The sequence below is a fragment of the Pseudonocardia acidicola genome (assembly GCF_012911935.1).
Classification (GTDB): Bacteria; Actinomycetota; Actinomycetes; order Mycobacteriales; family Pseudonocardiaceae; genus Pseudonocardia; species Pseudonocardia acidicola.
In genome coordinates this window covers 143,234-165,454 of sequence record NZ_JAAXLA010000006.1, presented here as the reverse complement: position 1 = coordinate 165,454, position 22,221 = coordinate 143,234, and the positions used below count along the sequence as shown (strand labels likewise).

Genomic DNA, 22,221 nt, shown 5'->3' with positions numbered 1-22,221 from the left:
CCCCAGCCCCAGCCCCAGCCGCCCCAGGACTTGGCGTCGGTCTTGGCGGAGTACTTGGCGTCGGTCTTGCCGGTGCTGCTCTTGAGCGACCTCACCCAGTCGGTCAGCTTGAACGACATTTCATCCCCCTTTGTCGAGAAGCGTCAGACGCGCTTCTCCGGGGACAACGCTGCTTCAGGCCGGGCCAGCAAGTCAAGCATTAAATCGAAATTGGTCCGAACGTTGGCCCGACGGTTGTTCCGCTCGTCTGAAACGGGTGGACAATCGGCTGGCGATGCCACGGAAAACGCTTCGATATTTGCCTTCTCGCCGTTTTGGTGGGCCTGTGAGCTCTCCCGTTAATGCGAGGTATGACGCTTGTGCTGCCGAGGGTTTCCGCTTTCCGGATACCTCCGTTCGGTCCGCCGTCCGTCGGGGGACGGCGGACGGGGCCGCCCGGCCCATCGAGGGCTTTCGCGACCCTCCGGCCCTCTTGATGCAGGGAAGAGTGCCTGAACAGCAGTGATAGGTCAAGGGTGCCTGTCATGCTGCTGCGCCGGGTGGTCCTCTTGGTCGCCGTGGCGCACCCCCATCCGGAGAGATTTCCGGTTAGGACTCCTGCGTCTTCCGGTCGGCTCATGGAACGCCTTCGACGCTGGAAATGTGAGGTCCGTGCTGGCGCGGGATCCATGATCTTTCCCCCATTATTTCGCTCCACCCCTCCGGTAGGGGAATAAATATTCGGCCGATTTTCGCGCTGTCGGTCGCGAGTCGGGACGGCTCCGGTTCCGGGAGCGGCGATGACCTGCGCAGATCGCGGGCAGTACGTCGGGGGCCGAACGATTCAGCGAGGTCATGCGTATTCCGTCCGTGCTGTCGATGTTCACCTTCCGGGACCCGGATGGGAACACGCTCGTGATCGTCGAGCGGGGCTGATCACGACGGGACGCGGCACCGAAGCGCCTCGCTGCGGCGGCTCGCCGACTTCGCGACGACGCGCTCGATGTCGGGAACGTCACAGCCGAAGGTCGCTCGATCACCTTCGTGAGCGCGGGTCCGCATCGCGAGGAAGCCCGGATCTCCATGCGTACCGGCGATCCACCACTGCTGCACATCGCGTGTCCGCGCGGGCCACGGACGAGTCCGTACCCTGTCCGACCTGGTCGGGGTGGCGGGATTTGAACCCACGGCCCCTCGCTCCCAAAGCGAGTGCGCTACCAAGCTGCGCCACACCCCGATGCCCGCCCTGGGCGGTGCACAGGTGAGCGTAGCGTGTGACCGGCCGTATGGCCGCTGCCGAGGGCTGGGCGCGCGGCCGGTCGGGGGACTCCGCTACCCTGTCCACGGCACAACACCGTGCCACGCGGGCGTAGCTCAATGGTAGAGCCCCAGTCTTCCAAACTGGCTACGCGGGTTCGATTCCCGTCGCCCGCTCCACCCGGTTTACCAGCGGAAACGGCGCCCCCTCCCGATCATGGGAGGGGGCGCCGTTCGCGTTCGTGCCAGATCCGTGCCAGATCAGCCCGCGCGGCTCACCCCGCGGCTTCCTCGTCGGGGAGGTGACGGTGGGGAGTGGCCCGGGGAGAACTCCCCGGCTCCCCGGGCCTCCCCCTACTCGGTCCCCTCGTGCTCGTCGCTGTCGCGGTCACGCTCGGTGAGCGCGGCGTGGACGGTGGAGGTGGCGACGACCATGTGTCCGCCGGACTTGTAGGGGGCGGCGCCGACCTCGGCGAGGACCTCGGTGAGCTTCGCGAAGGTCCATCCGCGGTAGACGGTGGCGCGGCGTTCGGTCAGGCGCTGCAGGACCTCTTGGGTGCGTATCCGTGCGGTGTCGCCCAGCACGGCGGCGATGTCGGCGAGGGGGTCCACCCGCGGAGCGGCCGGGGCGTCGGGCCTCGCCGGGGCCGGGGTGATCCCGGCCTGCTCCCGGAGCGCGGCCGCGCGGGTGACGATCGGGGTGATCTCGTCGATGCCCTTCTCCTTGCGGATGTGGTGGGTGCGCAGCAGTCCGGGCCTCGCGGCGAACCCGGTGGCCATCGCGGTCCCGACGTCCTCGCCCGGCACGAGCGCGGTCGCGGAGATGCCCTGCTTGTGCGCGCCGGTGCCGAGGATGGCGTCGTTGCCCTGGTGGTCGCCGATCGCGAAGCACACGGAGTGCGAGGTGGTCTTGGCCAGGTCGCGGGGCAGGTTCGCCGACGACGGCGCCGGGGTCACGAACACGAGCGTGATGGCGCACTTGCGGGCCTTCATCATGACCTTGATGGCGAGTTCCTTGGCCTCGTCGCCGAATTCCTCGTGGCGGAACAGTTCCTGGCACTCGTCGAACACCACCACCCGCGGTCGCAGCCGCGCGTCCTTCTCCGCGAGCGCGCGGGTGACCTTGGTTTCCTCGCCGCCCAGCTCGGCGAGGAGCCGGCCGCGCTCGGTGACCTCGGTCCGCAGCTCCCGCAGCGCCTCCATCGCGGCGATCACGTGCTCGTCCTCGTCACCCTTGATCAGCGTCCGCAGCCGGGGCCGCATGGGGTCGTAGTCGACGTTGTAGGCCATCACGTAGACGTCGATGTCCACCAAGGGATCGAGCATCGCCCCGCACAGCAGCTCGATGACCAGCGAGGTCTTACCCGAGCCCATGATTCCGGCGATGCCGTAGTTCGACGCCATCAACCGGCCGGTCACGGTGCTGCCGCGCTGGTCGATGCCGACCGGGACACCGGCGAAGTAGTCCGTGGTGCCGTCGGTGAGCAGCGGGTAGGGCTCCACCGGCCCGGTGAGCAGCCCCTGATCGGCAACCCACAGGTCCAGGACGCCGGGCTGGCGCTTCGGCTCGGTCGGCCACACCTCCACCGGGAGCCGGACCAGGTTGTGCGCCAGCACGGTCTTCCGAGAGTTGATCATCTCGACGGTCACGCCGGGCGGCAGCTCCAGCTGCGTGCGCCAGCCCTTGCCGTCGCGGCCGGTGCCCTGCACCCACCGCGGGACCCACCCCTCCTTCACCTTCTTGTCCAGGGGAGCGAGGTTGAGGTTGCGCAGCGCAGCCATGATCGCGCCCTCGTCCGGCACGACGTCGCGGGCCGGGCCCTCGGCCGGACGCACGGGGGCGACCCAGGCCGGGGGTTCGGTGTGCCGGCGGCCGAGTGCCCACAGGTACAGCACCCCGCCGGCCGTCGCGGCCAGGAGCAGCAGGGCGCCGTAGGCGGCGAGGAACCACACCGTCCAGCGGATCGCCTGGATCACCCCGACGATCGGCGCGAGCACCTGAGAGACATCGGAGTCGGCGACGGCCAGGACGACGCCCAGGCCGAGCAGCAGCGCGGTGAACGAGAGGATGGCGAGGGCACCGGCCTTGACCAGCCTGATCGGCGAGGTGATCCAGTCCATCACCCGCTCATGGCGGCGCTGTTTCTCCGCGACGTCGCGGGCCTCCCACTCCAGGACGGCTTCGCGGTCTCCGGCGATCTCGGCGGGGCGCATCATCCGCTCGTAGCGGCTCGCACCGTGAGTGTCGCGCCACTGCCGCACCGCCACTCCGGCTCTGGCGACCGGGAACCACAGATGACGACCCGCCCCGCGCACCGCGGCTCGCGTGTGCTGATGCGTGGCCACGGTGCGGGCGGTCGTGATCAGATGCACCGGGGCCCGCCGTGCCAGGCTGCCGGCGGTGCGCACCAGCTCGCCGCGAGAACTCCGGGCCGGCCCCTGCTCGTCGACGGTTTCGGCGTCGATCACCTCGCCGTCGATCACGAACGGCTCAGCCTCGGCGCTGTCGGCCTGACGGGGTCACCCCCCGGCGCAGCCGCAGCGTGGGTGTTCAGACCTTTCATTCCTGATCAAGGCGGCGCCTCCGGCGGCGCGGGCCGGCTACGCGGGCCGCAGCAACCAGCGGGCTGCATAAATTCCAAGGCGGGATCGGGCCCCGCCCAGCTACCGTGCCGATCATGTGGACCTAGACGGATCCGGCGAGGAACCTGCCGGGGCCTGGCCGCGGTCTCACTTCTTGAGGAGACATCGTGCGAACGGGGCTTCTGGACACCCGCCCGCTGCGGACGTCACCGGCGTTCCGCCGGCTCTGGGTCGGGACGGCGGCGATCCGGTTCAGCGGGCAGATGGCCGTCGTCGCGGTGCTCTTCCAGGTGTGGGAGCTGACCCGCAGCCCGCTGTGGACCGGTGCGATCGGCGTGGCGACGGCGGTCCCGATGATCGTGCTCGGCCTCCTCGGCGGGACGATCGCCGACACGTTCGATCGCCGCCGGGTCGTGCTGGCGACCAGCCTCGGCGCGGTGGTCGCGGCGGCGTTGCTGGCGGCGCAGGCGGTGGCCGGGATCGGGTCGGCGGCGCTGGTCCTCGTCCTGGTTGCGGCGCAGACGTCGTGCACCGCGCTGGGCTCGGCGTCGCGGCGGGCGTTCGTGCCCCGGCTGCTGCCGCAGTCCCAGGTCGCGGCGGGGGTGGCGCTCGACCACGTCGCGTTTCAGGTGGCGATGCTGGCCGGCCCGGCGATGGCCGGGGTGGTGCTGGCCCGGTGGGGGCTGGGCTGGGCTTACGCCGTCGACGCCGTCGCGATCCTGCTCTCGCTCTACGGGGTGGTCCGGCTGCCGTCGATGTGCCCCGAGGGCGGTTCGGCGCGGGCGGGACTGCGCGCGACCGGCGAGGGGCTCGCGTTCCTGTGGCGGCGCCCGGCGCTGCGTGGGGTGTTGGCCGCCGACCTGGCCGCGACCGTCCTCGCGATGCCGATCGCACTGTTCCCGATGATCAACCAGGAGCGCTTCGGCGGCGACCCGCACACGCTCGGGCTGTTCCTCAGCGCAGTCGCGGTCGGAGGGGCGGCGTCCGGGCTGCTGTCCGGCGCGGTGACCGGCGCCGCACGGCCCGGTGCGGTGATGTTGGGCTCGGTCGGGGTCTGGGGGCTGGCGCTGGCCGGGTTCGGCCTGGTCGACGGCCTCGCCGCGACGCTGGTGTGCCTGGCCGTCGCGGGCGCTGCGGACACCGTGTCGGTGATCTCCCGGGGGACGCTCGTACAGTTGGAGACGCCGGACGGGTTCCGCGGGCGCATCAGCTCGGTGGAGTACGCGGTCGGTGCGGGCGGGCCGGGCCTGGGGGACGCGCGGGCCGGGCTGGTCGCCAGCCTGGTGTCGGCCTCGGCGTCGGCGGTCAGCGGGGGACTGGCGTGCGTGCTGGCGGTGGCGGTGATCGCCGGGATGCACCCTGCGCTGCGACGGTGGCGGCGCCCGAAGCCGGCCGGCGACGAAGCCTGAGCGCTCTGCCGTACGCGTGCCGATTCATCCCGGCGTGGCATGCGGGCACGTCCCGCGTACGTCCACGGACGACGACTGGCCGCTGACCTGCGCGTTTCAGCCCGGCCGTTCCTCCGGTCGATTGCTCGGGACGAAGAGGTCGCGCTTGCCCGGTAGGCCGGTCTCCGGCGGCCAGTGATATGCCCGTGCTCCCACTGAGCAGTTCAGTCCGCCGAGCCGTTCCTGGTTGCACTTCCGGTGGCAATCGCTGGCTGCCGTATCCCACTGCAGGGGCGGCCCGACCAGCCATCCGCCGCCACGTGGCCATCGACGATCACCGGGTGCAGACCTCGAAAGCGTGTGTCTCGGTCGTTGGGGCGCCAGCGCGGGACGGGTGTGGGGGGCCTGCGCTCGTGCCAGATGCGTGCCAGACAGGGCGCGATCTCGTGGTCACTGACGGACAACCGCGGGCGCCCGGGCACAGCGGCGGCCGGGTGGGGTGAGCGCAGGTCAGGGGTAGTGGGTGGCCCCTTCGCTTCCAAACTGGCTACGCGGGTTCGATTCCCGTCGCCCGCTCCACGCTGTCCACCAGCGACAACGGCGGCCGGTTCCGATCATCGGACCGGCCGCAGGCGGCCGGCAGGCACGCGCTGCGGTCTGTTACCCACTCGTGCGAGGCGGCGCCGTCAGCACGACGTCGATCTCCCGCGACACGTCGTCGGTGATGCGGGCGGCCACCGCGCTCGGGTCGAACGGCACGGGCGCCTCGGCGACGATGCCGGCGAGAGCTCCCAGCGACTCGGATGCGAGCGGGCGCCACTTCTCGATCCAGGCGGAGACCACCTCGGCGTTCGCCGACGTGTCCTCGATGAGGTGCCGCAGCAGCGCCGCGGTCCAGGCGCGATGCCAGCGTGCGTCCTCGTCGAGCGAGAAGTGGATGCTCGTCAGGATCGGGTCGCCGTTCGCGGTCGCGAGCGTGCCCGCGATCTCCTGGTTGACGAGGCGGTCGATGCGAGGCTTGATGACCGCATTGGTCACCGTGAACGCCTCGCCCCAGTCATAGGTGATCAGCGCACGTTCGACGAGCTCGCGCAGCGGCTGGAACGCCGCGGTGTCCTCCCATGCCGCCTGCTGTCGCCGCACCGTCTCGGCGTCGATCGGTGCACCGCTGAGCTGCACGGTGCGGTAGGCGATCCGCTGGATGCGGCGCATCTCGTCTGCCGACTGGAACGCGGCGCAGTTGGTGATCCGGGATTCAGGCGCCATCTGCGCGACGTAGGCGGCCAGCATCTGCAACCCGTGCACGGGGAAGCGCAGCGGGGAGTACCAGCGATCGAGGAACCGCACCCATCCGTCGTCGAGGTCCTGGTCGTAAGCGGTGTCGTCGATCTCTCGCAGGAGGCCGTCGACGACGTCCTCGCGGCCGTCCTGCAGCTGGGTGTAGCCGCGGTAGGTGGTGCGACGCGGGTCGGAGAACTGCGTCCAGCTGCGGGCTCGGAGGGGGGAGCCTTCCCGGTGGCGGTAGTACCAGGCGACGACGGGGTTGGTGGCCGGCAGCTCGAACCGCAGCGGGTAGTTGTAGTGGAGATCGGTGCTCACCAGCTCGTACTCGAGCGGGACGCGCCGGCCCACCGCGAGCCGCGTGTACGTCTTGCGGCCCGGTGGCCGAGCCGGTGTGGTCATCGGTCGCCTGCCAGCGGAGCGGGATCCACCGATGGCTCACTCGCGAGCCGCCAGACGGCGCCGTCATCGGTCAGCTGCATGACGCCCGTGAACGAGGACATCACGATCTCGAGGTCACCGGGGAACCGGATGGCGGTGCCGGTGGCGTCCTCGAGCCCGGCCCGCGACAGGCGGCAGACCCGAGGGGCCAGCACGCGCAGGTAGGCGCCCTCGTCCTGGACGAGCACGTGCTCGTTCTCGTCCTCGATGACGGAGACGACCGCCTGCGCGAACGGCGTTGCGTGCAGCACCGGGCCCACCCCCACGCCGGCACCATCGGATGCGCTCATTCGTCCTCCCCAACGCCTACGAATATCCGGTCGCCGTCGAGTCGCAGGGGGTAGCGGTGCAGGCACACGCTCGCGGGGTTCACCCCGTGTCCGCTCCGCGCGTCGAACTGCCACTCGTGGGCAGCACAGGTGAGGACGCCTTCACTCAGGTCTCCCTGGGAGAGCGGATTCGCCAGGTGGGGGCACCGATCCTCGTAGGCGAACAACTCCCCGTCGAGGTTGCACAGCAGGACCTCGGCGCCGTCGAGGTCCACGGCGCACATCTCGCCTTCCCAGACGTCGTCCAGCGTCCCGGCGAACAGCCACGCCGCCACGGCGCTGTCAGCCTCGCTCGACCGTGAAGATGTCACCATTTCCCAGCCCTGTCCGGGCGATCGTGGATGCGGGATCGAGGGTGTCGCCGGCCTCGTTGCGCACTGTCACAGATCCGGCCTGCTCGGGCGCCAGGCCCCAGGCCACCAGCTGGTCGGCCAGTTGCGCGACGGTGCGTCCGTCCGGGGTGACGATCACGCGCCCGACGAAGTCGTCGCTCGCGTAGCCGAAGAGGTAGACGACCATCGATGCACCCTCACGCCGTCGGGATGGGGTCGAGGCGCCACGGGTCGAGGCCGCGGCGCAGGTCCTTGCCGGTCTCGACGGGTGCTTCGAGGCCCATCCACCTGTGCAGATCGGTGAGCTTGCCGGGCGCCTCCCCGACGACGATCCGATCGACGACGCTCTTGTGATCCGCGAACCGCTCGGTCTCCTGCTGGAAGATCCAGCGGCAGGGCTCGGAGCAGAACAGGTAGCGGCGAGCACCCATCTCGAGGGTGCATGCGGTGTTCCGTCCGGGCCTCATGAACAACGTCGGGAGCTGGCAGAGGTTGCAGAGCGCGGGCAGCCCGTAGGACAGCGTGCCGCTCTCGCCACCGGCCGCCCAGCGTCGCTCGAGATCGTCCCAGAGCGGCCCGTAGGTCTCCTCCCACCGGGGGTACTTGGCGTTCAGCCACTCGCGCTCGGCGCGGTCGGGCATGGCGACGTCGAACCACAGGGTGGTCCGGTACGTGTACAGCCCGAGCTGGAAGCTGTGGTGCGCGTAGTCGAGCTCTTCGGTGAACAGGTCCCAGAACCAGGGCTGTTCGAGGTCGAACTCGGCGAGGTTCTTCATGAACTGTTCGTTCACCCACTCGTTCATGAACTCCTTGAACGAGCGCGCTCGCGCCTCCAGCGGGGTCAGGTACTCCATCGCGGTTCCGGTCAGCGCGAGGAACACCCGCCAGCACCGCCACCACATCTTGTCGACGAGGTACTGGGCGCGCTCGCGGGACCCGTTCTCGAGCAGTGTCCGCAGGACCGGGTGGCCGATCTGGGCGTGGCGGGCCTCATCGGTCTGGATGCTCGCCACGGTCTTCTCGAACAGGTGGTGGTGGGCGCGGTCCGCCATGGCCGCCATGGCCATGAACTGGAGGTTGGTGAAACCCGTCTCGAAGACGAAGTTGAGCTGGATCGCCATGTCGATCGCGTCGGCGGCGAGGAACATGTCGTCGAACAGATGGCGCGCGGCGAGGATCACCCACTGGTCGGTGTGGAACGCCTTGTGCGTCCAGTCGAAGTTGCCGTCGTGGGCCAGCAGATCGTGACCGGTCAGCAACGGGATCTGGGTGTGGCGGATCTCGTCGAGCGCCCCCAGTGTCGCCATCATCCGCCAGGCGCTGTCGCGCCCGAAGCGGGCCATGCGCAGCTCGGCGACCGCGCCCGCGTACTCCGCGAGGGCGATCGCGCCGTTGTGGAACTTGACCAGCTGCACCCACCCGGGGTCGAGCTCGTCGAAGAGGCGGGGCTTGCTGAGCGCGGCGCGCACGCCGAGCACGGCGGCGTCCTTCTCGCGCTGGTTCGCGACGTACTCACGATAAGTCGTGCGATAGACCTCGTTCCAGCCGCGCCACTCCTCGTGCGGCAGCCAGGGGTGGCCGCTGAGCTCCTCGGGGAAGAGCTCCCGCTCGTCGACGTAGCGGGGGCTCCAGTCGATCTTGCGGGCTACGTCGAGCCAGTCGTCACGTCGGAGAACCACTTCGCCGCCTCCTCGTTCTCGGTGTTCGCGCTGACGTCCTCGCGCTTCACCGCCATCGTCAGGAGCTCATCGGGTGTCAGGTAGTAGGGGTTCTCGAGGAGCGTCTCGCCCACCAGCACACGGGGGTGTGTCTTGAGCAGATCGATGATGATGCCGCCCCCGAAGCGGTCGGTGTCGTACAGGCACACGATGACCTGCGGGTAGAGCGGCAGGTACCGGTTCATCTCGGACTCGAGCATCAGGAGTTCGTGCATGTCGGGGACGACGTCGCGCCGCGACCAGGTCTCCACCGCGCGCACGGTGTCGAACCGCCCGTCGTACATCACGTCGGACATCGCGGCCTTCCACGAGCTGATCACCTCATCGGCGGAGAAGCGGCCGGATCGCAGGTACATGTCGGCGGCGCCGATGACCTCGAGCTGCTTGCTGGCGGCGAACGCCGAGGCGTCGAGGTAGGTCTCGAGGATCGCGACGATCTCCCGCGGAGGGGTCCCGTCGACGACGCAGATGCACTTGTCACCCGACTCCAGTCCGGCTTCGAGGAACGGGATCACGACCTGGTCCCGCTCGAACTCGCTGGAGTACACACCACAGATGTGATCGCCCAGCGTCGCTTCGATGCGCCCGACTCCCAAGGCAAGGCCGTTGGACACGACACACCCCACATGATCGACGGGTGCTTCCGGGGATGAGGGTATGCGGATTTCTCGCGGTCAAACATGCTGTCGCAAGGCCATCCGGCGCGGCTACGCCGCGGCCGTCGCGGGGCCGAGCGTCACGTCAGGGCGCGCCGGGCCGCCTCGGTGCTGGGGTAGACATCGAACAGGGCGTCCACGCCGGCGGTCGCGAGGGCCCGGATCACAGCGCCGTCAACGGTGACCAGACCCAGGCCGATGTCGGCCTCGCCGGCGCGGCGTGCGACGTAGTCGAGGGTCTCGACCCCGTCCGGCTCGACGACGGACACCGAAGTGAGATCGAGCACGATCGCCCGCGGTGCTGCGGCTAGCTGATCATCGAGCAGCTGTCGGAGGCGCAGTGCCGTCGCGCGGTCCAGTCGCCCGCTGGCGTGGACGATCACCGCGTCGCCCCGGAGGTGATCAAGTCGAAGTGTCAGGGTTGCCGGTGTGCCCGCACGCCGGTTGGCGTTCGTGCCCATATGCGATCGCCTTCTCCGGGATGGCGCTGGAGCCGGCCGTGACACACGGGTTCGGCCGGCCCGAGCCGATCTGTTTGTGGCCTCATGGTCGCAGGGTGCCGGCGGGCAGACCAGCCCTTCTCGGCCTGCCGAGCAGGTGGGTCTCCGACGTGGCCGGGGTCTTGCCCTCGGCTGGTGCGGCGAGGAGGGTAGGCCCACTCGGAGGCTCCTCGGGATTGCCGGTCGAGTGCGGTCCCGTCTCCGCTGACGACCTGGATGGAGAGCTGACGACCTGGATGGAGATGGGTGACGCCGAGATGGCGGTGTGAGAACTCCCCTGTCGCCGGTCGCCGGCCGGCGCACGGTCACGTTGGGCCGGGCGCATCTGTCGACCCATGACCACGTGTGTGCCTTCGTCCGGGGCGACGACGAGCGGGAGCGGGTGGCGCTGTCGTTCTTCGTCGAGGGTCTCCAGGCCGGGGAGGCCTGCCGCTATGTCGGGCGTCTCCGCGACGGCCGGCGGCTGGCCGCCGTGATGTCCGAGGACGGTGTGGATGTGCGGTTGTTCGAGGTGAGCCGGCCGTGGGACCCGGTGACGGGTGACCCGCTCGACGTCGACCGGTTGATCCACGCGGCCGACGTCTGGGCCGGCACGATCGCCGCGCTGGACGGACACCATTTCACCCGCACGATCACCGACATGACCGCTCTGCACCCGCGCATCGGGTCTGTCGGCTTGCGGCCCCGACTCGTGGACTACGAGGCCCGAGCGACGAAGCGCGCCAAGGCCTTCCCGCACGTCGACGTCTGCATGTTCGACTTCGGGGTGTTCGGCGGTGACGTCGTCATCGCCTCGACGAAGACGCACCCGGACGTCTGGATGGGTGGCTACGTGCTGGCCCGGCTACCCACCGAACCCCCTGAGTAGGTTGACCTCGGCGTTTCCTCGGCACTCCACCCTGGCCTCGCCACTTTCTCAGCAGGTCTGGCCGATCCGACGTCGGCCGAGGACCGTTGACCGTTGACCGCGTCACCGGAGCAGGGCGAGGCGCAGCATGGACGACGCCGTGGACGTGGTGATCCAGCCGCGAGGCAGGTACGTCGTGGCACGGCTGAGCGGCGCGTTGTCCTGGCAGACCGCGCCCGCGGTGCGCCGCGCGCTGGTCGAGTTACTACCGGAAGCAGGCTGTGTCGCGGTCGACCTGTCCGGCCTGCGGCTGCGAGATCCAGGGTGCGTGGCCGTCTTCGCCGCTGCGCTGGAGCAGGCGGGGGGCTGGCCGCACGCCAAGCTCGCCTTGTTCGGAGCCGATCCGGTGATGCTCGCGCAGCTGCGATGCCCGCTGGTTCGTGCCACAGTGCCCGTGGCCGACGGGCTGGACGCCGCTCTCGCCGCGGCCGACCGGCCGCCTGGTCCTGCCTGGCCGTCCGGCATCACCGCGCCCGACGAGGAGCGAATTTCTCGCGTTCTCGCGGCCGCGGAGGCCGGTGGCGGGTTGGCGCGGTTCGTCCGGGACTGGCTCGGCGTCCTTCTCGGGTACGACTCGCGCCAGCGATCCCAGCTTGTCAGGACCCTCTCGATGTACCTCGATCGTGGCTGCGACTACGACGGAGCCTCACGAGCCCTGGGTGTTCACCGCAGCACGGTGCGCTACCGCGTTCAGCGCATCCGTGAGCTCACCCGCCTCGACCTCGACGACCCCGACACCCGCGTGATGCTGCAGGCCGCGCTGCAGGCCCTGGTCCGGCTCGGGGGCGCCTCCTGATCACGCACCGCTCCCGGCCACACCGGCCCAGGAGCCCGGCCTGACAGGGGCGAGCGGCTGAGCCCGGCAGCCGGGGCGCCGCGGGAGACGCGGGCACCCGAGCGGCGAGCCGGTCGGGGCTTCCTCCGATCGGCCAGGGTGCTTGCACCGGTCTCCGGCACGCGGTAGTCAGAAGGGCTCGTGAACAGCAGATAGGCGTGCTGACGTGCCTGACCCACCTGTCTTCAGCATCGGTGCTGTCGCCCGCATGCTCGGCATCCGAGCGCCCACACTGCGGACCTGGGAGGACCGCTACGACGTCGTCGTTCCCGAGCGGAGCCCGGGCGGCCACCGGCTGTACACACGACCGCAGCTGGAACAGCTGCGGTTCCTGCGCGACAGCATCGGCGCCGGCCTCTCTCCCGCCGACGCCCACCGTGCTCTCCGCGAGCGCCTCCATGCCGGTGTCGCGCTGCACGACATCGATCGTCCTGTGAAGCTCACAACGCTGTTGATCCTGCTGGCGGAGCAGGACCGCTTCGCGGCGGACTTCGCCGAGTACTTCCTCCGAACCGAGGGCTACGACGTCGTGCTCGTCGCTGACGCGGACGACGCTCTCGTCCAGATGGAGGGGAAAGCGCCCGACCTTGCGGTGATCGACCTGCTGATCTCCGGTGGACGGGGGCTGCAGTTGTGCACGTATCTGCGCCGGTACTTCGATGCGCCGATCCTGGCCATCTCCACCCTGGAGCTGCGCGACGAGGCGCTCGCGGCAGGAGCATCTGCCTTCCTCCATAAGCCGCTCGAATCTCTGCAGCTCGTCGCGACGATCGAGGATCTGCTGGGGCGGAGCGGGCTCCTGCGCCGAAGAGTGGAGGAATGATGGCAGACCGGATGATGACGGGCGCCCAGCGCCTCGACGACGTGCTGGGCGGCGGCCTGCCTCGTGACGGGATCACTCTCATCGTCGGCCTACCCGGGTCGGGGAAGACGATCCTCGCTCAGCAATGTGCGTTCGCCAACGCCCGGGCCGATCGACCGGCGCTGTACCTCTCCACGGTCTCCGAGCCACTCGAGAAGCTTCTTCGCTTCGGCCAGACATTGACCTTCTTCAAGCCTACCGAGGTCGGCAAGAGTGTCTTCTACGAAGATCTCGGGGTAATCCTCCAGGAAGGAGGGCTCAGTCGGGTTCTGGACGGGGTGCGAGGGCTCATCAGGGAGCGCCGGCCCGCGATGATCGTCATCGACAGCTTCAAGGCGCTGCGTGTCTACGCGACCGACGACGCCGACTTCCGGCGATTCCTGCACGGTCTTGCCGGTCTTTTCAGTGCGTATCCGGTGACCACTCTGTGGGTCGGGGAGTACGGGGAGGAGGAGATCGTCCTGGCTCCTGAGTTCGCCGTCGCCGACGCGATCATCGCCTTGGGAGACGTGGGGGTCGCCGAGCGGACGGCCCGAGCTCTGCAGGTCCAGAAACTGCGTGGAGGTGACTTCCTCTCGGGCAAGCACGCTTATCGGCTCTCGAGCAGCGGGGTCACGGTCTTTCCGCGTCTCGCCGATCCTCGTGACGCCACCGACTACAGTCTCGGCGAGGTGCGCTGCCGATCCGGGATCGCGGCGCTCGACGACATGCTGAAAGACGGGTTCTGGCCGGGCTCGTCCATCCTGCTGGCCGGGCCCACGGGAGTCGGCAAGACGCTCATGGGACTGAGTTTCGTCTTCCACGGTGCCCGCGAAGGCGACCCCGGGCTGGTCGCGACCATGCAGGAGAACCCCGCGCAACTGGAGCGAGCCGCGCAGCAGTTCGGCTGGTCGATGATCGAGGACGGCATCACGTTGCTGTACCGCAGTCCCGTCGACCTCTATCTCGACGAGTGGGTGTACGAACTTCTCGACCTGGTGGAGGCCACCGGGGCGCGGCGGGTGCTGATCGACAGCCTGGGAGACCTGCAGGGCGCCGCATCGGATGTGACCCGATTTCGGGAATACCTCTACTCGCTCACGCAGAGATGCTCCCGCCGTGGTGTCAGTCTCCTCATGACCTATGAGGTCCCGGAGTTGTACGGGCTGACCCGCCTCAGTGAGCACAACGTCTCGCATCTGGCGGACAACGTCGTGCTCCTGCGGTTCCGAGAGTCTGGGCGGGCCGTGTCGCGTACCCTCACGGTCCTGAAAAGCCGTGCCGGCGGACACGATGTCCGGGTGCGGGAATTCGAGATCTCGACGGGGGGGATCACCCTCACGTCGTCACCGTCGTGACGGTCGGCCGTTCACGGGCTGTCGATGGACATCCGGACAGCCATCATGTTCGGGGTGCGGTATGCGTCGATGCGGTGGGTGGCGCTGTATGGCAGCCATGGGTGCGGGCCGGTCGTCGGTCCGGCGCTCGAGCCGGGCCGATGGCGTGGGCCGCTGGCCGGATCGGGAGCGCCCAGGACGACCTGGCAGATGAGCTCGCCGGGGTCCTGCCACAGATCCCAGGTGCCCCCGCCGCGATCGATCGCGTCCGCGACGATCTCGCCGGCGGCGCGGCTGAAGGCACGGGCCGCGGGCTCCGGCGCGCAGCTGCGGGCGATCACGTAGGTGATCCGGCCGAGGCTCTCCAGCGCCGCCCCGCCGAGACGGACCCGGGCCCACAGCGGCGGTGTGTCAGCGCCGCCGTCACTGCAGATGTGGGGCTGCCCGTTCACCGCGGTGGCCTGCTGCCCGTGCAGTCGGGTCCGTACGGCATTCTCCCGAGGTCGTCGACGCCGCTGTGCCTCGTGGGCGGCGAACTGCCCGTCCGCTGACATCCTGTGATCCCCCCACCTCGCCCCTTGCGTCTGCGTCCGCGGGTAGGCGCGGACAGCCGATGACGCCGGGGTCCAGGGCGAGAAGAAAAGTATATCCGAGGGGCGGGCCGGCGGAGCCCGCCGGGCTGCCCGGGGCCAGGCAGATGATCACATGTGCGGCGATCGGATGCTCCCGGGCCCGCAGGCCGAGCTATGCGTACGGGCGCCCTGGGTCGTCCATGTCCTCGTCGGCGGGCTCCAGCCCGAGCATCGACAACAGGCGCATGCAGTCCTGGGCATCCAACGCCTGGTTGGCGACGATCCGTGCCGCCTTCCGGTTCTCGACCGTGTGGCGGAGCTTCTCTGCGGCGCGTGCTCGGGCGAACTCACTCTGCTCGTGCGCGGTGCGTGTCGGTCTCTCCAGCATCATGTCGTTCCTCCTCCGAGCCCGACCGCGGCGAATCGGATCGGTCGGCGTGGAGTGGTGGCGCGGATCGTGAGGTCGTCGATCACATGATCGATACGATCCGTCGTACCACCGGCCCGGCGAGCAGGGCCGGCTTCGTGCTCGATCGGAGTGTCAGCCGAGGCCGCTCGATGACCTTCGCGGTCGTGGGTGGTGCTGCGATCGCGACATCCGCTCGAGTGCCGGCGCCGGATGCTCTCGACGGCCCGACGCTACACCCCCGGCGCCGTCGGTGCGGGCAGTCGACCGCGGCCCGGCGAGGACGATGTCGAGCCCCCGGTCGAGTTCCCGCGCGCCATCGCCCGGCCCGCCGTGCTGGTCAGCCGGTCGCCAGGGCCGGCTCATCGGTCAGCGGATGGCGAAGGAGGACCCGGGTGCCGCCGGCGTCGTGGTCGATGACGACCGATTCGACGAGTCGCAGCATGAGGGTGATCCCGTTGCCCCTTCCGCCGGGATGCGCCGGCCTGGGGCGCCAGCGTCCGTGATCGCTGATCGCGATGTGGACGACATCGTCGTCGACCCAGAACATGAGTTCGACGGTGCTCTGCTCGGTGAGCGGGCGATAGGCGTGTTCGATGGAGTTCGTCGCCGCTTCGTTCACGGCCAGGACGACGTCGCCCACGACGTCCTCGGTCATGGGAAGTGCCTGCAGCCAGCGGTGCACCTCGAAGCGGATCGCCGCCAGGTTGTACGGATCGGCGGACCAGATCCGGCGGGCGAACCCCGCGTACTCGACGGCGTCAGACATGATGGCACCGGTGTGAACGGCGCCCGCTGGTGAATGAGCCATGGAGACACCCCGTAGGCGCGCTGTGCTCCGAGTAGGCAACGGCGGCTACCGGGGTCTGGAGTAGCGAGCCAAATGTAGCAGCGGACCGGTACCGAGCGGAACGGAACCTTTCGTCGGTGAGCGGCCGATTCCGGGTCCAGGGGCCGCCCGACCCGCTGCGGTGAGGTACGAGGACCCTGGCCTGCATCGACGCGGCCGTGCAGCGTCCGCATGCACGTGATGGCGGAGAGGGGCGTGCGGCATGGGGTGCTGGCCCGTGTGCCGGATCCCGGCGGCCAGGACCGGGCGCGGTCCGGATGGCTGATCTCGGTGCGCTGGCGGATGACCTGGCCGCGATCGTGGCCGAGGGTGGTCCCGAGGCGCCGCGACGGATCTGCGAGGCCTGTATGGCGGCGCTGCCGGTGACCCGGGCCGCGATCACCATGATGGCCGGCGCGGATCGCCAGGAACCCATCTGGGTCAGTGACGAGGTGGCCCGCCAGCTCGACGAGCTGCAGTTCGCCGTCGGGGAGGGCCCGTGTGTGGAGGCGTTCACCGTGCGTCGCCCGGTCCTGGTCGCCGATCTGACCGATCCGACCGAACAGGTCGACGGTCGGTGGCCGGTCTTCGCCGCCGCCGCGCGCCGGACCCCGGTGCGGGCGTTGTTCGTACTGCCCCTGCAGGCCGGCGCGATCACCGTCGGCGTCCTCGACCTCTACCGGGACACCCCGGGGCTGCTGGAGCCCGACGAGTTGAACGGTGCGCTCCGGGCCGCCGACGCAGCCTTGTGGGCATTGCTCGGCATGCGCAGTGGGGGGAAAGTGGACGGTGCGGCCGACGGCGCGCGCCGAGCCGACCCGCACGGCTGGCTGATGGGGTCGCCACTGCGCCGCACCGAGATCTACCAAGCCACCGGGATGATCATCGAGCAGATGCAGGTAACGCCGGAGATGGCGCTCAGCGCGCTACGGGCCCACGCCTTCGCGCACGATCGGCCCATTCTCGAGGTGGCCCGTGATGTGGTCGCACGGCGGCTGAGATTCCACGAGGAGATGCAATGAGCTCCGAGCAGAGCAGCCGCGAGCGGGCGCTCGCGAGGGCCTTCGTCACCCTGGCCGACACCCTGGTCGCCGACTACGACGTGATCGACCTGCTCCATCAGCTCACCCTCAACTGCGTCGAGCTGCTCCCGGCCGACGCGGCCGCCCTGCTGCTCTCCGACCAGCGGGGCAGTCTGCAGGTGGTGTCGTCCTCGGACGAACAAGCCCAGCTGGTGGAGCTGTTCCAACTGCAGACCGATGAAGGACCCTGCCTGGACTGCTTCCGCGGCAGCCGGCAGGTCACCGCGCCCGACCTGCGCGACGTCACCGACTGGCCCCGATTCAGCGCACACACCGTCGAAACGGGCTACCGCTCGGTGTACGCGCTGCCGCTGCGGCTGCGCTCGGAGACCATCGGCGCGCTCAACCTGTTCGGCATCCAACCCGGTGCGCTCTCGGCGGACAACCTGCGCATCGCCCAGGCGCTGGCCGATGTGGCGACCATCGGCATCCTGCAGGAACGCGCCATCCGCCACCACGAGGTCCTTGCCGAGCAGCTGCAGAGCGCCCTGAACAGCCGGGTGATCATCGAACAGGCCAAGGGCGTCCTCGCCGAACGCGGCCGACTCGATCTGGCCCGCACCTTCGATCTGCTCCGCGACCATGCCCGCTCCACCAACCAGCGCCTCAGCGACGTCGCCCGCAGCGTCGTCGACGGCACGACGACCGCCGACGCCCTGCTCCGCCCCGTCCCTCGAGGCAACCCGGCGTAACCCGGCACCCCATCCGGCAGCGCCGGACCCACGCGTCACACAGCCATCCGGACGATCGCCTCGTCCCGGTCCTGGTACACCGTGATGTCGCAGACGGACGCGCTGCAACACGCCGGCTCGTGCTCGCAGAACCCACCGGCGGACGCGCTACCACGCCGGTGGGGGCCGCTGCCCGGGTCACCGGCGCCCCGGACGATCTGGCAGACGAGCCGGCCGGGTTCCTCCCACATGTCCAGCGTCGCTGCGCCCGCTTCCACCACCGTTGCGGCGGCCGCGTTCGTGGCGGAGCTGAACCGGCGGGCCGCCTGCTCCGGCACCCACCGCTGCGCGACCGCGTAGGCGAGGATGCTGATGGTGTTCAGGCCACGGTGGTCGATACGGGCGCGGGTCCAGAAGGGGCGCTCGTCCGATCCGGAATGGTGGTGACCACGGCGCAGTTCATCGGCCACGCATCCTCCCTACGCCTGCGTCGTCGGGTCGGCCAGGACCAGGGTGGGATCGTGAGCCCTGCGACCTCATTCCTCGGGCTTCTCGCCGGTCAGCGGCCCGATCTCGTCCGCGAGGAGGTACTCGCTGTCCAGGTAGTAGGGGTTCTCCAGCACGATGCCGTCCATCCACACCTTCGGATGCACCATGATCACCGGGACGACCACCTCACCCCCGAACTTGTCCAGGTCGTACATGCAGGCCGTGACCTGCGGGTAGTGGCTGGACCACAGATTGAACCGCGACTCGTAGCGGGCCAGGTCCTCGATGAAGTCGGGGGCGATGAGGGGCTTCGCCCAGCTCATGTCGGCTCCGATCCGGGCGAAGGTCCGGTGTTGCTGCTCGTAGGTCCTGACCCCCCAGTCGTCCCAGAATTTGAGCATCCGTTCCGAGGCGAACCCCCCGGTCTGCAGGTGGCTTCCACTGGGCTCGGTGAACTCGAGCTCGCCGATCTCCGCGGCGTCGTCGTCCGGCGCCGCATCCGCCCCGCCGCGCTCCGAGACGGCCGACGCGATCCACCCGTGCTCGGTGGGCGCGATCATGCAGTAGCACTTGTGTCCCGCCTCCACGCCCTCGGCCAGGAAGTCGACCATCAACTCGTCGCGCTGGGATTCGCCGCGGTAGAGCACGCACAAGTGATCGTGGGGGTTGAGCGGCAGCCCGGCGATCGTGGCGACCGGACCCGGCTCGGACCTGTTGACGGCAGGCGTCATCGCCACCACCCCTTTCCGATGAGGGGAGGACGTTAACCACCCCTTCCGCCTCCCACCTGAGCCCGGCGGGTCAGTCCGGGCCCGGGCGATTCCGCCCGGAAGGACCAGGGCCCTCAGTCCCGCCGGTCCCGGCCTCGAGGAGTTCGGCGAGCGCGGTGACGGTGTTCCAGTTGCGCCCGGTCACTGCGACCCGCCAGTTCTTCATGACGAACCCCGCGACGTCGGGTGCCTTCAGTACGCCGTCCGGGCACCACTGGTAGATCACCCGATCGCCGATCCGGGTCCGCTCCGGATCGAGTACGACGGGGTCGTGCGCAACCACCAGCGCCGGCTCCGGGGCGGCCGAGAGGAACAGCGCCATCATGCGGGAGCCGTTGCCGGCCACCTCGGCCAACGGGTGCCCGTCGACCACTGCGCGCATCTCGGCGGCCGTCCGCACCAGGCAGCGCACGTCGATGCCGAACGACCGGGAGACGGCCTGCTCGATGCGCCCGGCCAGCCGGTCCGGTGTCGTGGCCCGGGTGCCGAACACGGCGTTGCCGCTCTGCAGGTGGGTGCGCACGCCGGTGAAACCGAGGCCGGCCAGCAGCTCCCGCAGGTCGGCCATGGCGACCTTCTTGTTGCCGCCGACGTTGATCCCGCGCAGCAACGCCACATAGCCGGGCATCGAGGAAGGGTAGTACGTGATCGGTTGCTCCGGATGCCGGTGCGGTCACGGTTGCGGCTGGCCCGGTGGCCACTGAGGGTGTTCCTCGCGACCTCAGGCCCCGGGTCCGTCACCCTGTGTGCCGTCACGTCGACTGCGCATTCGTGTCCTGCGGGTCGCGCCGATCCTGCGTTCCCCACCCGGTGTCACGTGGGGCTTTCTCTGCGTTGGCGCCGCATAATCCCGGAATGCGCGATCAACACTGGGTGGCCGAGGTCGGCCCGGAGAACGCCAACTGGCTGGCCACCGAGAGCCGCACCGCCCGGCTGGCCCGCGAGTACCGGCCGCGGGATCTCGGGGAGGGACGTGTGGAGCTGAGCGCGCTGGCCCTCGGGGCTTCCCGGGAGTTGGGCGAGGAAGAGGACGGCTACATCACCGAGGACGCCGAGGGGCTGCGGGTCTGGATCGGCGACGACGCGTTCGAGCTGGTCCCCGTCGAGGACTGATGCGGCGGGCAGAACGGCCGTCAAAAACGAGAGCACTGCTCTTGACGTCCGTCGCAGGATGCTGTTCACTGCTCCTTATCGAGAACACTGCTCTCGCGAGCAGGGGAGGTCATCGTGAACACAGCGTCCCGCTACGTCGCCCCCGGCCGCAGCACCAACCTGTTCAACCAGGCCGTCGCCGGCCTGACCCGCCTCGGAATCGGCGTCTGGGGCAGCCGGATCCTCGCCGTCCGCGGCCGCGTCAGCGGCGAGTGGCGGACGGTCCCGGTCAACCTGCTCACCCACGACGGCGAGCGCTACCTCGTCGCCCCCCGCGGACACACCCAGTGGGTGCGCAACCTGCGGGCGGCCGGTGGCGGTGAGCTGCGGCTCGGCCGTCGTGCTGAGTCCTTCACGGCTACCGAGCTCGGAGACGACGAGAAGCCGGCCGTGCTGCGCGCCTACCTGCGGCGCTGGAAGTTCGAGGTCGGAGTGTTCTTCGCCGGCGTCGACGCCGACGCCTCCGACGCCGAGCTTCGCCGGATCGCGCCCGGTTATCCCGTGTTCAGGCTGTCGTCGAGGTAGGCGACCGCCTGGCGACGTCGGCCCGCACGTGCTCGGGGGTCACCTGGGCGACGTGGGGCTGCCATTCGAGGTCGTCGTCGCGGGCACCGGTGCCGGCCGTCCGCCCGGTGCGCGCCCGAAGATGGATCAACCGGTGCCGGCGGAGGCTCCCCGTTCCGCCGGCCCCGGTCAATCCGGACAACGCGCGGGCGGCCCGGGAGTTGCGGGTTGTGCGCGCTCACCGTCGAGTGGACCTTCCGCGTCTGTGACCGGTGATCGAGATCATGTCTGGTCCTACCGGGTGGTAGCTTCCGCCGGCCGAACTGCGTACACCGGTCACCGATCGTTCGGTGACGTTCGGTGATCGCATGCTCACTTCAGTGACGCCATGAAGTTCAGCAGGGCTGTGTTGATCTCTGCGGGGCGTTCCTGTTGGGTCCAGTGTCCGCAGCCGGGCAGGAACGTGGCGCCACGCAGGTCGGTCACGGCGCTCGTCAACGCCCCGACGATCGCGTCCGGCTCGGTGCCGGCCACCACGAGATCGTCCTCGCCGGCCAGGTACAGCGCCGGGGGCGTGACCGCGGCGCCCTGCCAGGGCGCGGTCAGCTCCCAGTTGCGGGCGATGTTGCGGTACCAGTTCAGTCCGCCGGTGAAACCGGCGCCGCGGTACTCGCGCTCGTAGACGTCGAGGTCGGCCTCGGTGAGCCAGCCGGGTAGCGAGCCGGGCTCCGGGCAGAGATCGAGGAACCCGCCACCGGCCGGCACCGACGCGTCCGGCGGTACCTGCCCGCCGGAGGCCCGGGACAGCAGCCGGCGCAGCGTCGCCCGCGGGTCGGCGCCCAGTTCGGCGTCGGCCACGCCGGGGATCTGGAAGTACAGCTGGTAGTACGTGCCGCCGAACCGCCGCGCCAGCGCCGGCAGCGGAGGCTGCCGGCTGCGCCCCACGAACGGCACGCTCAACCCGACGACACCACGCACCCGGTCCGGGCGCAACAGGGCGGTGTGCCAGGCCACCGGGGCGCCCCAGTCGTGCCCGACCACCACGGCCTGTTCGGCGCTCACCGCGTCGAGCACCCCGACGGCGTCGCCGGCCAGGTGCAGGATGGTGTACGCGTCGACGGCCACGGGGGCCTCGCTGCGGGCGTAGCCACGCTGGTCCGGGGCGACGACGTGGTAGCCGTCCGCGGCCAGCGCAGCGAGCTGATGGCGCCAGGAGTACCAGCACTCGGGGAAGCCGTGCAGCAGCAGCACGGTCGGCCCGTCGGCGGGGCCGGCCTCCGCGAGGTGCAGCCGGACCCCGTTCACCTCGACGGTGCGGTGGACGATCGCGTTCGGTGCCGTCTCGTTCATCGCGGCCGAACC

General features: G+C 69.9%; 24 protein-coding genes and 2 tRNA genes. 10 read left to right on the top strand and 16 right to left on the bottom strand.

The features are described 5' to 3' along the window. Positions 1–1,139: 1,139 nt before the first annotated feature. A tRNA-Pro gene (locus tag HF526_RS05650) sits at positions 1,140–1,216 on the bottom strand. Between the two features lie 126 nt (positions 1,217–1,342). Between HF526_RS05650 and HF526_RS05645 the strand changes: the two genes are divergently transcribed. Continuing rightward, positions 1,343–1,416: transfer RNA gene (locus HF526_RS05645), tRNA-Gly, on the top strand. Between the two features lie 174 nt (positions 1,417–1,590). Here HF526_RS05645 and HF526_RS36800 read toward each other — a convergent pair. Beyond that, the gene (locus HF526_RS36800; RefSeq protein ID WP_338051315.1) at positions 1,591–3,720 is read right to left on the bottom strand and encodes a P-loop NTPase family protein; all 2,130 of its coding nucleotides are present in this window, start codon (positions 3,718–3,720) and stop codon (positions 1,591–1,593) included. A gap of 266 nt (positions 3,721–3,986) precedes the next feature. Between HF526_RS36800 and HF526_RS05635 the strand changes: the two genes are divergently transcribed. Next, positions 3,987–5,228 carry an MFS transporter gene (locus HF526_RS05635; protein WP_169380171.1) on the top strand — a complete coding sequence of 414 codons (1,242 nt, stop codon included), beginning with the start codon at positions 3,987–3,989 and terminating at the stop codon, positions 5,226–5,228. 639 nt (positions 5,229–5,867) lie between these two features. On the opposite strand, the gene HF526_RS05630 is transcribed toward HF526_RS05635, so the two are convergent. The 7 genes from HF526_RS05630 to HF526_RS05600 all read right to left on the bottom strand — a co-directional run bounded on the left by HF526_RS05630 (position 5,868) and on the right by HF526_RS05600 (position 10,425). Continuing rightward, on the bottom strand, positions 5,868–6,890 hold the full coding sequence (locus HF526_RS05630) for a ferritin family protein (protein ID WP_169380170.1): 1,023 nt from the start codon (positions 6,888–6,890) through the stop codon (positions 5,868–5,870). Beyond that, positions 6,887–7,219, bottom strand: a complete 333-nt coding sequence (locus HF526_RS05625; RefSeq protein ID WP_169380169.1) for an MmoB/DmpM family protein — start codon at positions 7,217–7,219, stop codon at positions 6,887–6,889. Before HF526_RS05625 ends, HF526_RS05630 begins: the two co-directional genes overlap by 4 nt. Then, positions 7,216–7,533 (bottom strand): Rieske (2Fe-2S) protein, encoded by a 318-nt coding sequence (locus HF526_RS05620; protein WP_338051314.1) that lies wholly within the window; start codon positions 7,531–7,533, stop codon positions 7,216–7,218. The genes HF526_RS05625 and HF526_RS05620 overlap by 4 nt, the downstream gene beginning before the upstream one ends. A 7-nt stretch (positions 7,534–7,540) precedes the next feature. Further along, entirely contained in the window at positions 7,541–7,777 is a 237-nt protein-coding gene (locus tag HF526_RS05615) for a hypothetical protein (protein WP_169380167.1), read from the bottom strand. 10 nt (positions 7,778–7,787) lie between these two features. After that, entirely contained in the window at positions 7,788–9,269 is a 1,482-nt protein-coding gene (locus HF526_RS05610) for a ferritin family protein (protein ID WP_169380166.1), read from the bottom strand. Then, positions 9,236–9,922 carry an MEDS domain-containing protein gene (locus HF526_RS05605; protein ID WP_169380165.1) on the bottom strand — a complete coding sequence of 229 codons (687 nt, stop codon included), beginning with the start codon at positions 9,920–9,922 and terminating at the stop codon, positions 9,236–9,238. Before HF526_RS05605 ends, HF526_RS05610 begins: the two co-directional genes overlap by 34 nt. A gap of 122 nt (positions 9,923–10,044) precedes the next feature. Next, complete coding sequence (locus HF526_RS05600) at positions 10,045–10,425, bottom strand: STAS domain-containing protein (protein WP_239028318.1); 381 nt, start codon at positions 10,423–10,425, stop codon at positions 10,045–10,047. Between the two features lie 304 nt (positions 10,426–10,729). Between HF526_RS05600 and HF526_RS05595 the strand changes: the two genes are divergently transcribed. The 4 genes from HF526_RS05595 (at position 10,730) to HF526_RS05580 (ending at position 14,405) form a co-directional block, all read left to right on the top strand. Beyond that, positions 10,730–11,332: an MEDS domain-containing protein gene (locus HF526_RS05595; protein ID WP_169380163.1), complete on the top strand. Its 603-nt coding sequence runs from the start codon at positions 10,730–10,732 to the stop codon at positions 11,330–11,332. Between the two features lie 127 nt (positions 11,333–11,459). Further along, entirely contained in the window at positions 11,460–12,167 is a 708-nt protein-coding gene (locus tag HF526_RS05590; RefSeq protein WP_169380162.1) for a helix-turn-helix domain-containing protein, read from the top strand. Positions 12,168–12,372: 205 nt separating this feature from the next. Beyond that, on the top strand, positions 12,373–13,029 hold the full coding sequence (locus HF526_RS36795; RefSeq protein ID WP_338051313.1) for a response regulator: 657 nt from the start codon (positions 12,373–12,375) through the stop codon (positions 13,027–13,029). Continuing rightward, a complete protein-coding gene (locus tag HF526_RS05580) occupies positions 13,029–14,405 on the top strand; it encodes a DUF7125 family protein (RefSeq protein ID WP_169380160.1) in 1,377 nt (458 codons plus the stop codon). The genes HF526_RS36795 and HF526_RS05580 overlap by 1 nt, the downstream gene beginning before the upstream one ends. An 11-nt stretch (positions 14,406–14,416) precedes the next feature. Here the strand turns inward: HF526_RS05580 and HF526_RS05575 are convergent, their stop codons facing one another. The 3 genes from HF526_RS05575 to HF526_RS05565 all read right to left on the bottom strand — a co-directional run bounded on the left by HF526_RS05575 (position 14,417) and on the right by HF526_RS05565 (position 16,131). Beyond that, on the bottom strand, positions 14,417–14,938 hold the full coding sequence (locus tag HF526_RS05575; protein ID WP_169380159.1) for a hypothetical protein: 522 nt from the start codon (positions 14,936–14,938) through the stop codon (positions 14,417–14,419). Between the two features lie 190 nt (positions 14,939–15,128). Beyond that, positions 15,129–15,347, bottom strand: coding sequence for a hypothetical protein (locus tag HF526_RS05570; RefSeq protein ID WP_239028317.1), 219 nt, complete (start codon positions 15,345–15,347; stop codon positions 15,129–15,131). A 355-nt stretch (positions 15,348–15,702) separates the two neighbouring features. Then, on the bottom strand, positions 15,703–16,131 hold the full coding sequence (locus HF526_RS05565; protein ID WP_169380158.1) for an ATP-binding protein: 429 nt from the start codon (positions 16,129–16,131) through the stop codon (positions 15,703–15,705). 338 nt (positions 16,132–16,469) lie between these two features. Here HF526_RS05565 and HF526_RS05560 point away from each other — a divergent pair, with 338 nt between their 5' ends. Next, a complete protein-coding gene (locus HF526_RS05560; protein ID WP_169380157.1) occupies positions 16,470–17,213 on the top strand; it encodes a GAF and ANTAR domain-containing protein in 744 nt (247 codons plus the stop codon). After that, positions 17,210–17,965, top strand: a complete 756-nt coding sequence (locus HF526_RS05555) for a GAF and ANTAR domain-containing protein (RefSeq protein ID WP_169380156.1) — start codon at positions 17,210–17,212, stop codon at positions 17,963–17,965. The genes HF526_RS05560 and HF526_RS05555 overlap by 4 nt, the downstream gene beginning before the upstream one ends. Positions 17,966–18,000: 35 nt before the next feature. Here the strand turns inward: HF526_RS05555 and HF526_RS05550 are convergent, their stop codons facing one another. The 3 genes from HF526_RS05550 to HF526_RS05540 form a co-directional block, all read right to left on the bottom strand. Next, the gene (locus HF526_RS05550) at positions 18,001–18,414 is read right to left on the bottom strand and encodes a hypothetical protein (RefSeq protein ID WP_169380155.1); all 414 of its coding nucleotides are present in this window, start codon (positions 18,412–18,414) and stop codon (positions 18,001–18,003) included. 66 nt (positions 18,415–18,480) lie between these two features. Further along, positions 18,481–19,164, bottom strand: a complete 684-nt coding sequence (locus tag HF526_RS05545) for an MEDS domain-containing protein (protein WP_169380154.1) — start codon at positions 19,162–19,164, stop codon at positions 18,481–18,483. Positions 19,165–19,234: 70 nt separating this feature from the next. After that, positions 19,235–19,831 (bottom strand): DUF1697 domain-containing protein, encoded by a 597-nt coding sequence (locus tag HF526_RS05540; protein WP_169380153.1) that lies wholly within the window; start codon positions 19,829–19,831, stop codon positions 19,235–19,237. 227 nt (positions 19,832–20,058) lie between these two features. On the opposite strand from HF526_RS05540, the gene HF526_RS05535 reads away from it, so the two are divergent. Together HF526_RS05535 and HF526_RS05530 are read left to right on the top strand one after the other, a co-directional pair. Next, complete coding sequence (locus tag HF526_RS05535; RefSeq protein ID WP_169380152.1) at positions 20,059–20,316, top strand: hypothetical protein; 258 nt, start codon at positions 20,059–20,061, stop codon at positions 20,314–20,316. Between the two features lie 111 nt (positions 20,317–20,427). After that, positions 20,428–20,880 (top strand): nitroreductase family deazaflavin-dependent oxidoreductase, encoded by a 453-nt coding sequence (locus HF526_RS05530; RefSeq protein WP_420821590.1) that lies wholly within the window; start codon positions 20,428–20,430, stop codon positions 20,878–20,880. A 351-nt stretch (positions 20,881–21,231) separates the two neighbouring features. On the opposite strand, the gene HF526_RS05525 is transcribed toward HF526_RS05530, so the two are convergent. Then, positions 21,232–22,209: an alpha/beta fold hydrolase gene (locus HF526_RS05525; RefSeq protein WP_169380151.1), complete on the bottom strand. Its 978-nt coding sequence runs from the start codon at positions 22,207–22,209 to the stop codon at positions 21,232–21,234. Between the last annotated feature and the right edge of the window lie 12 nt (positions 22,210–22,221).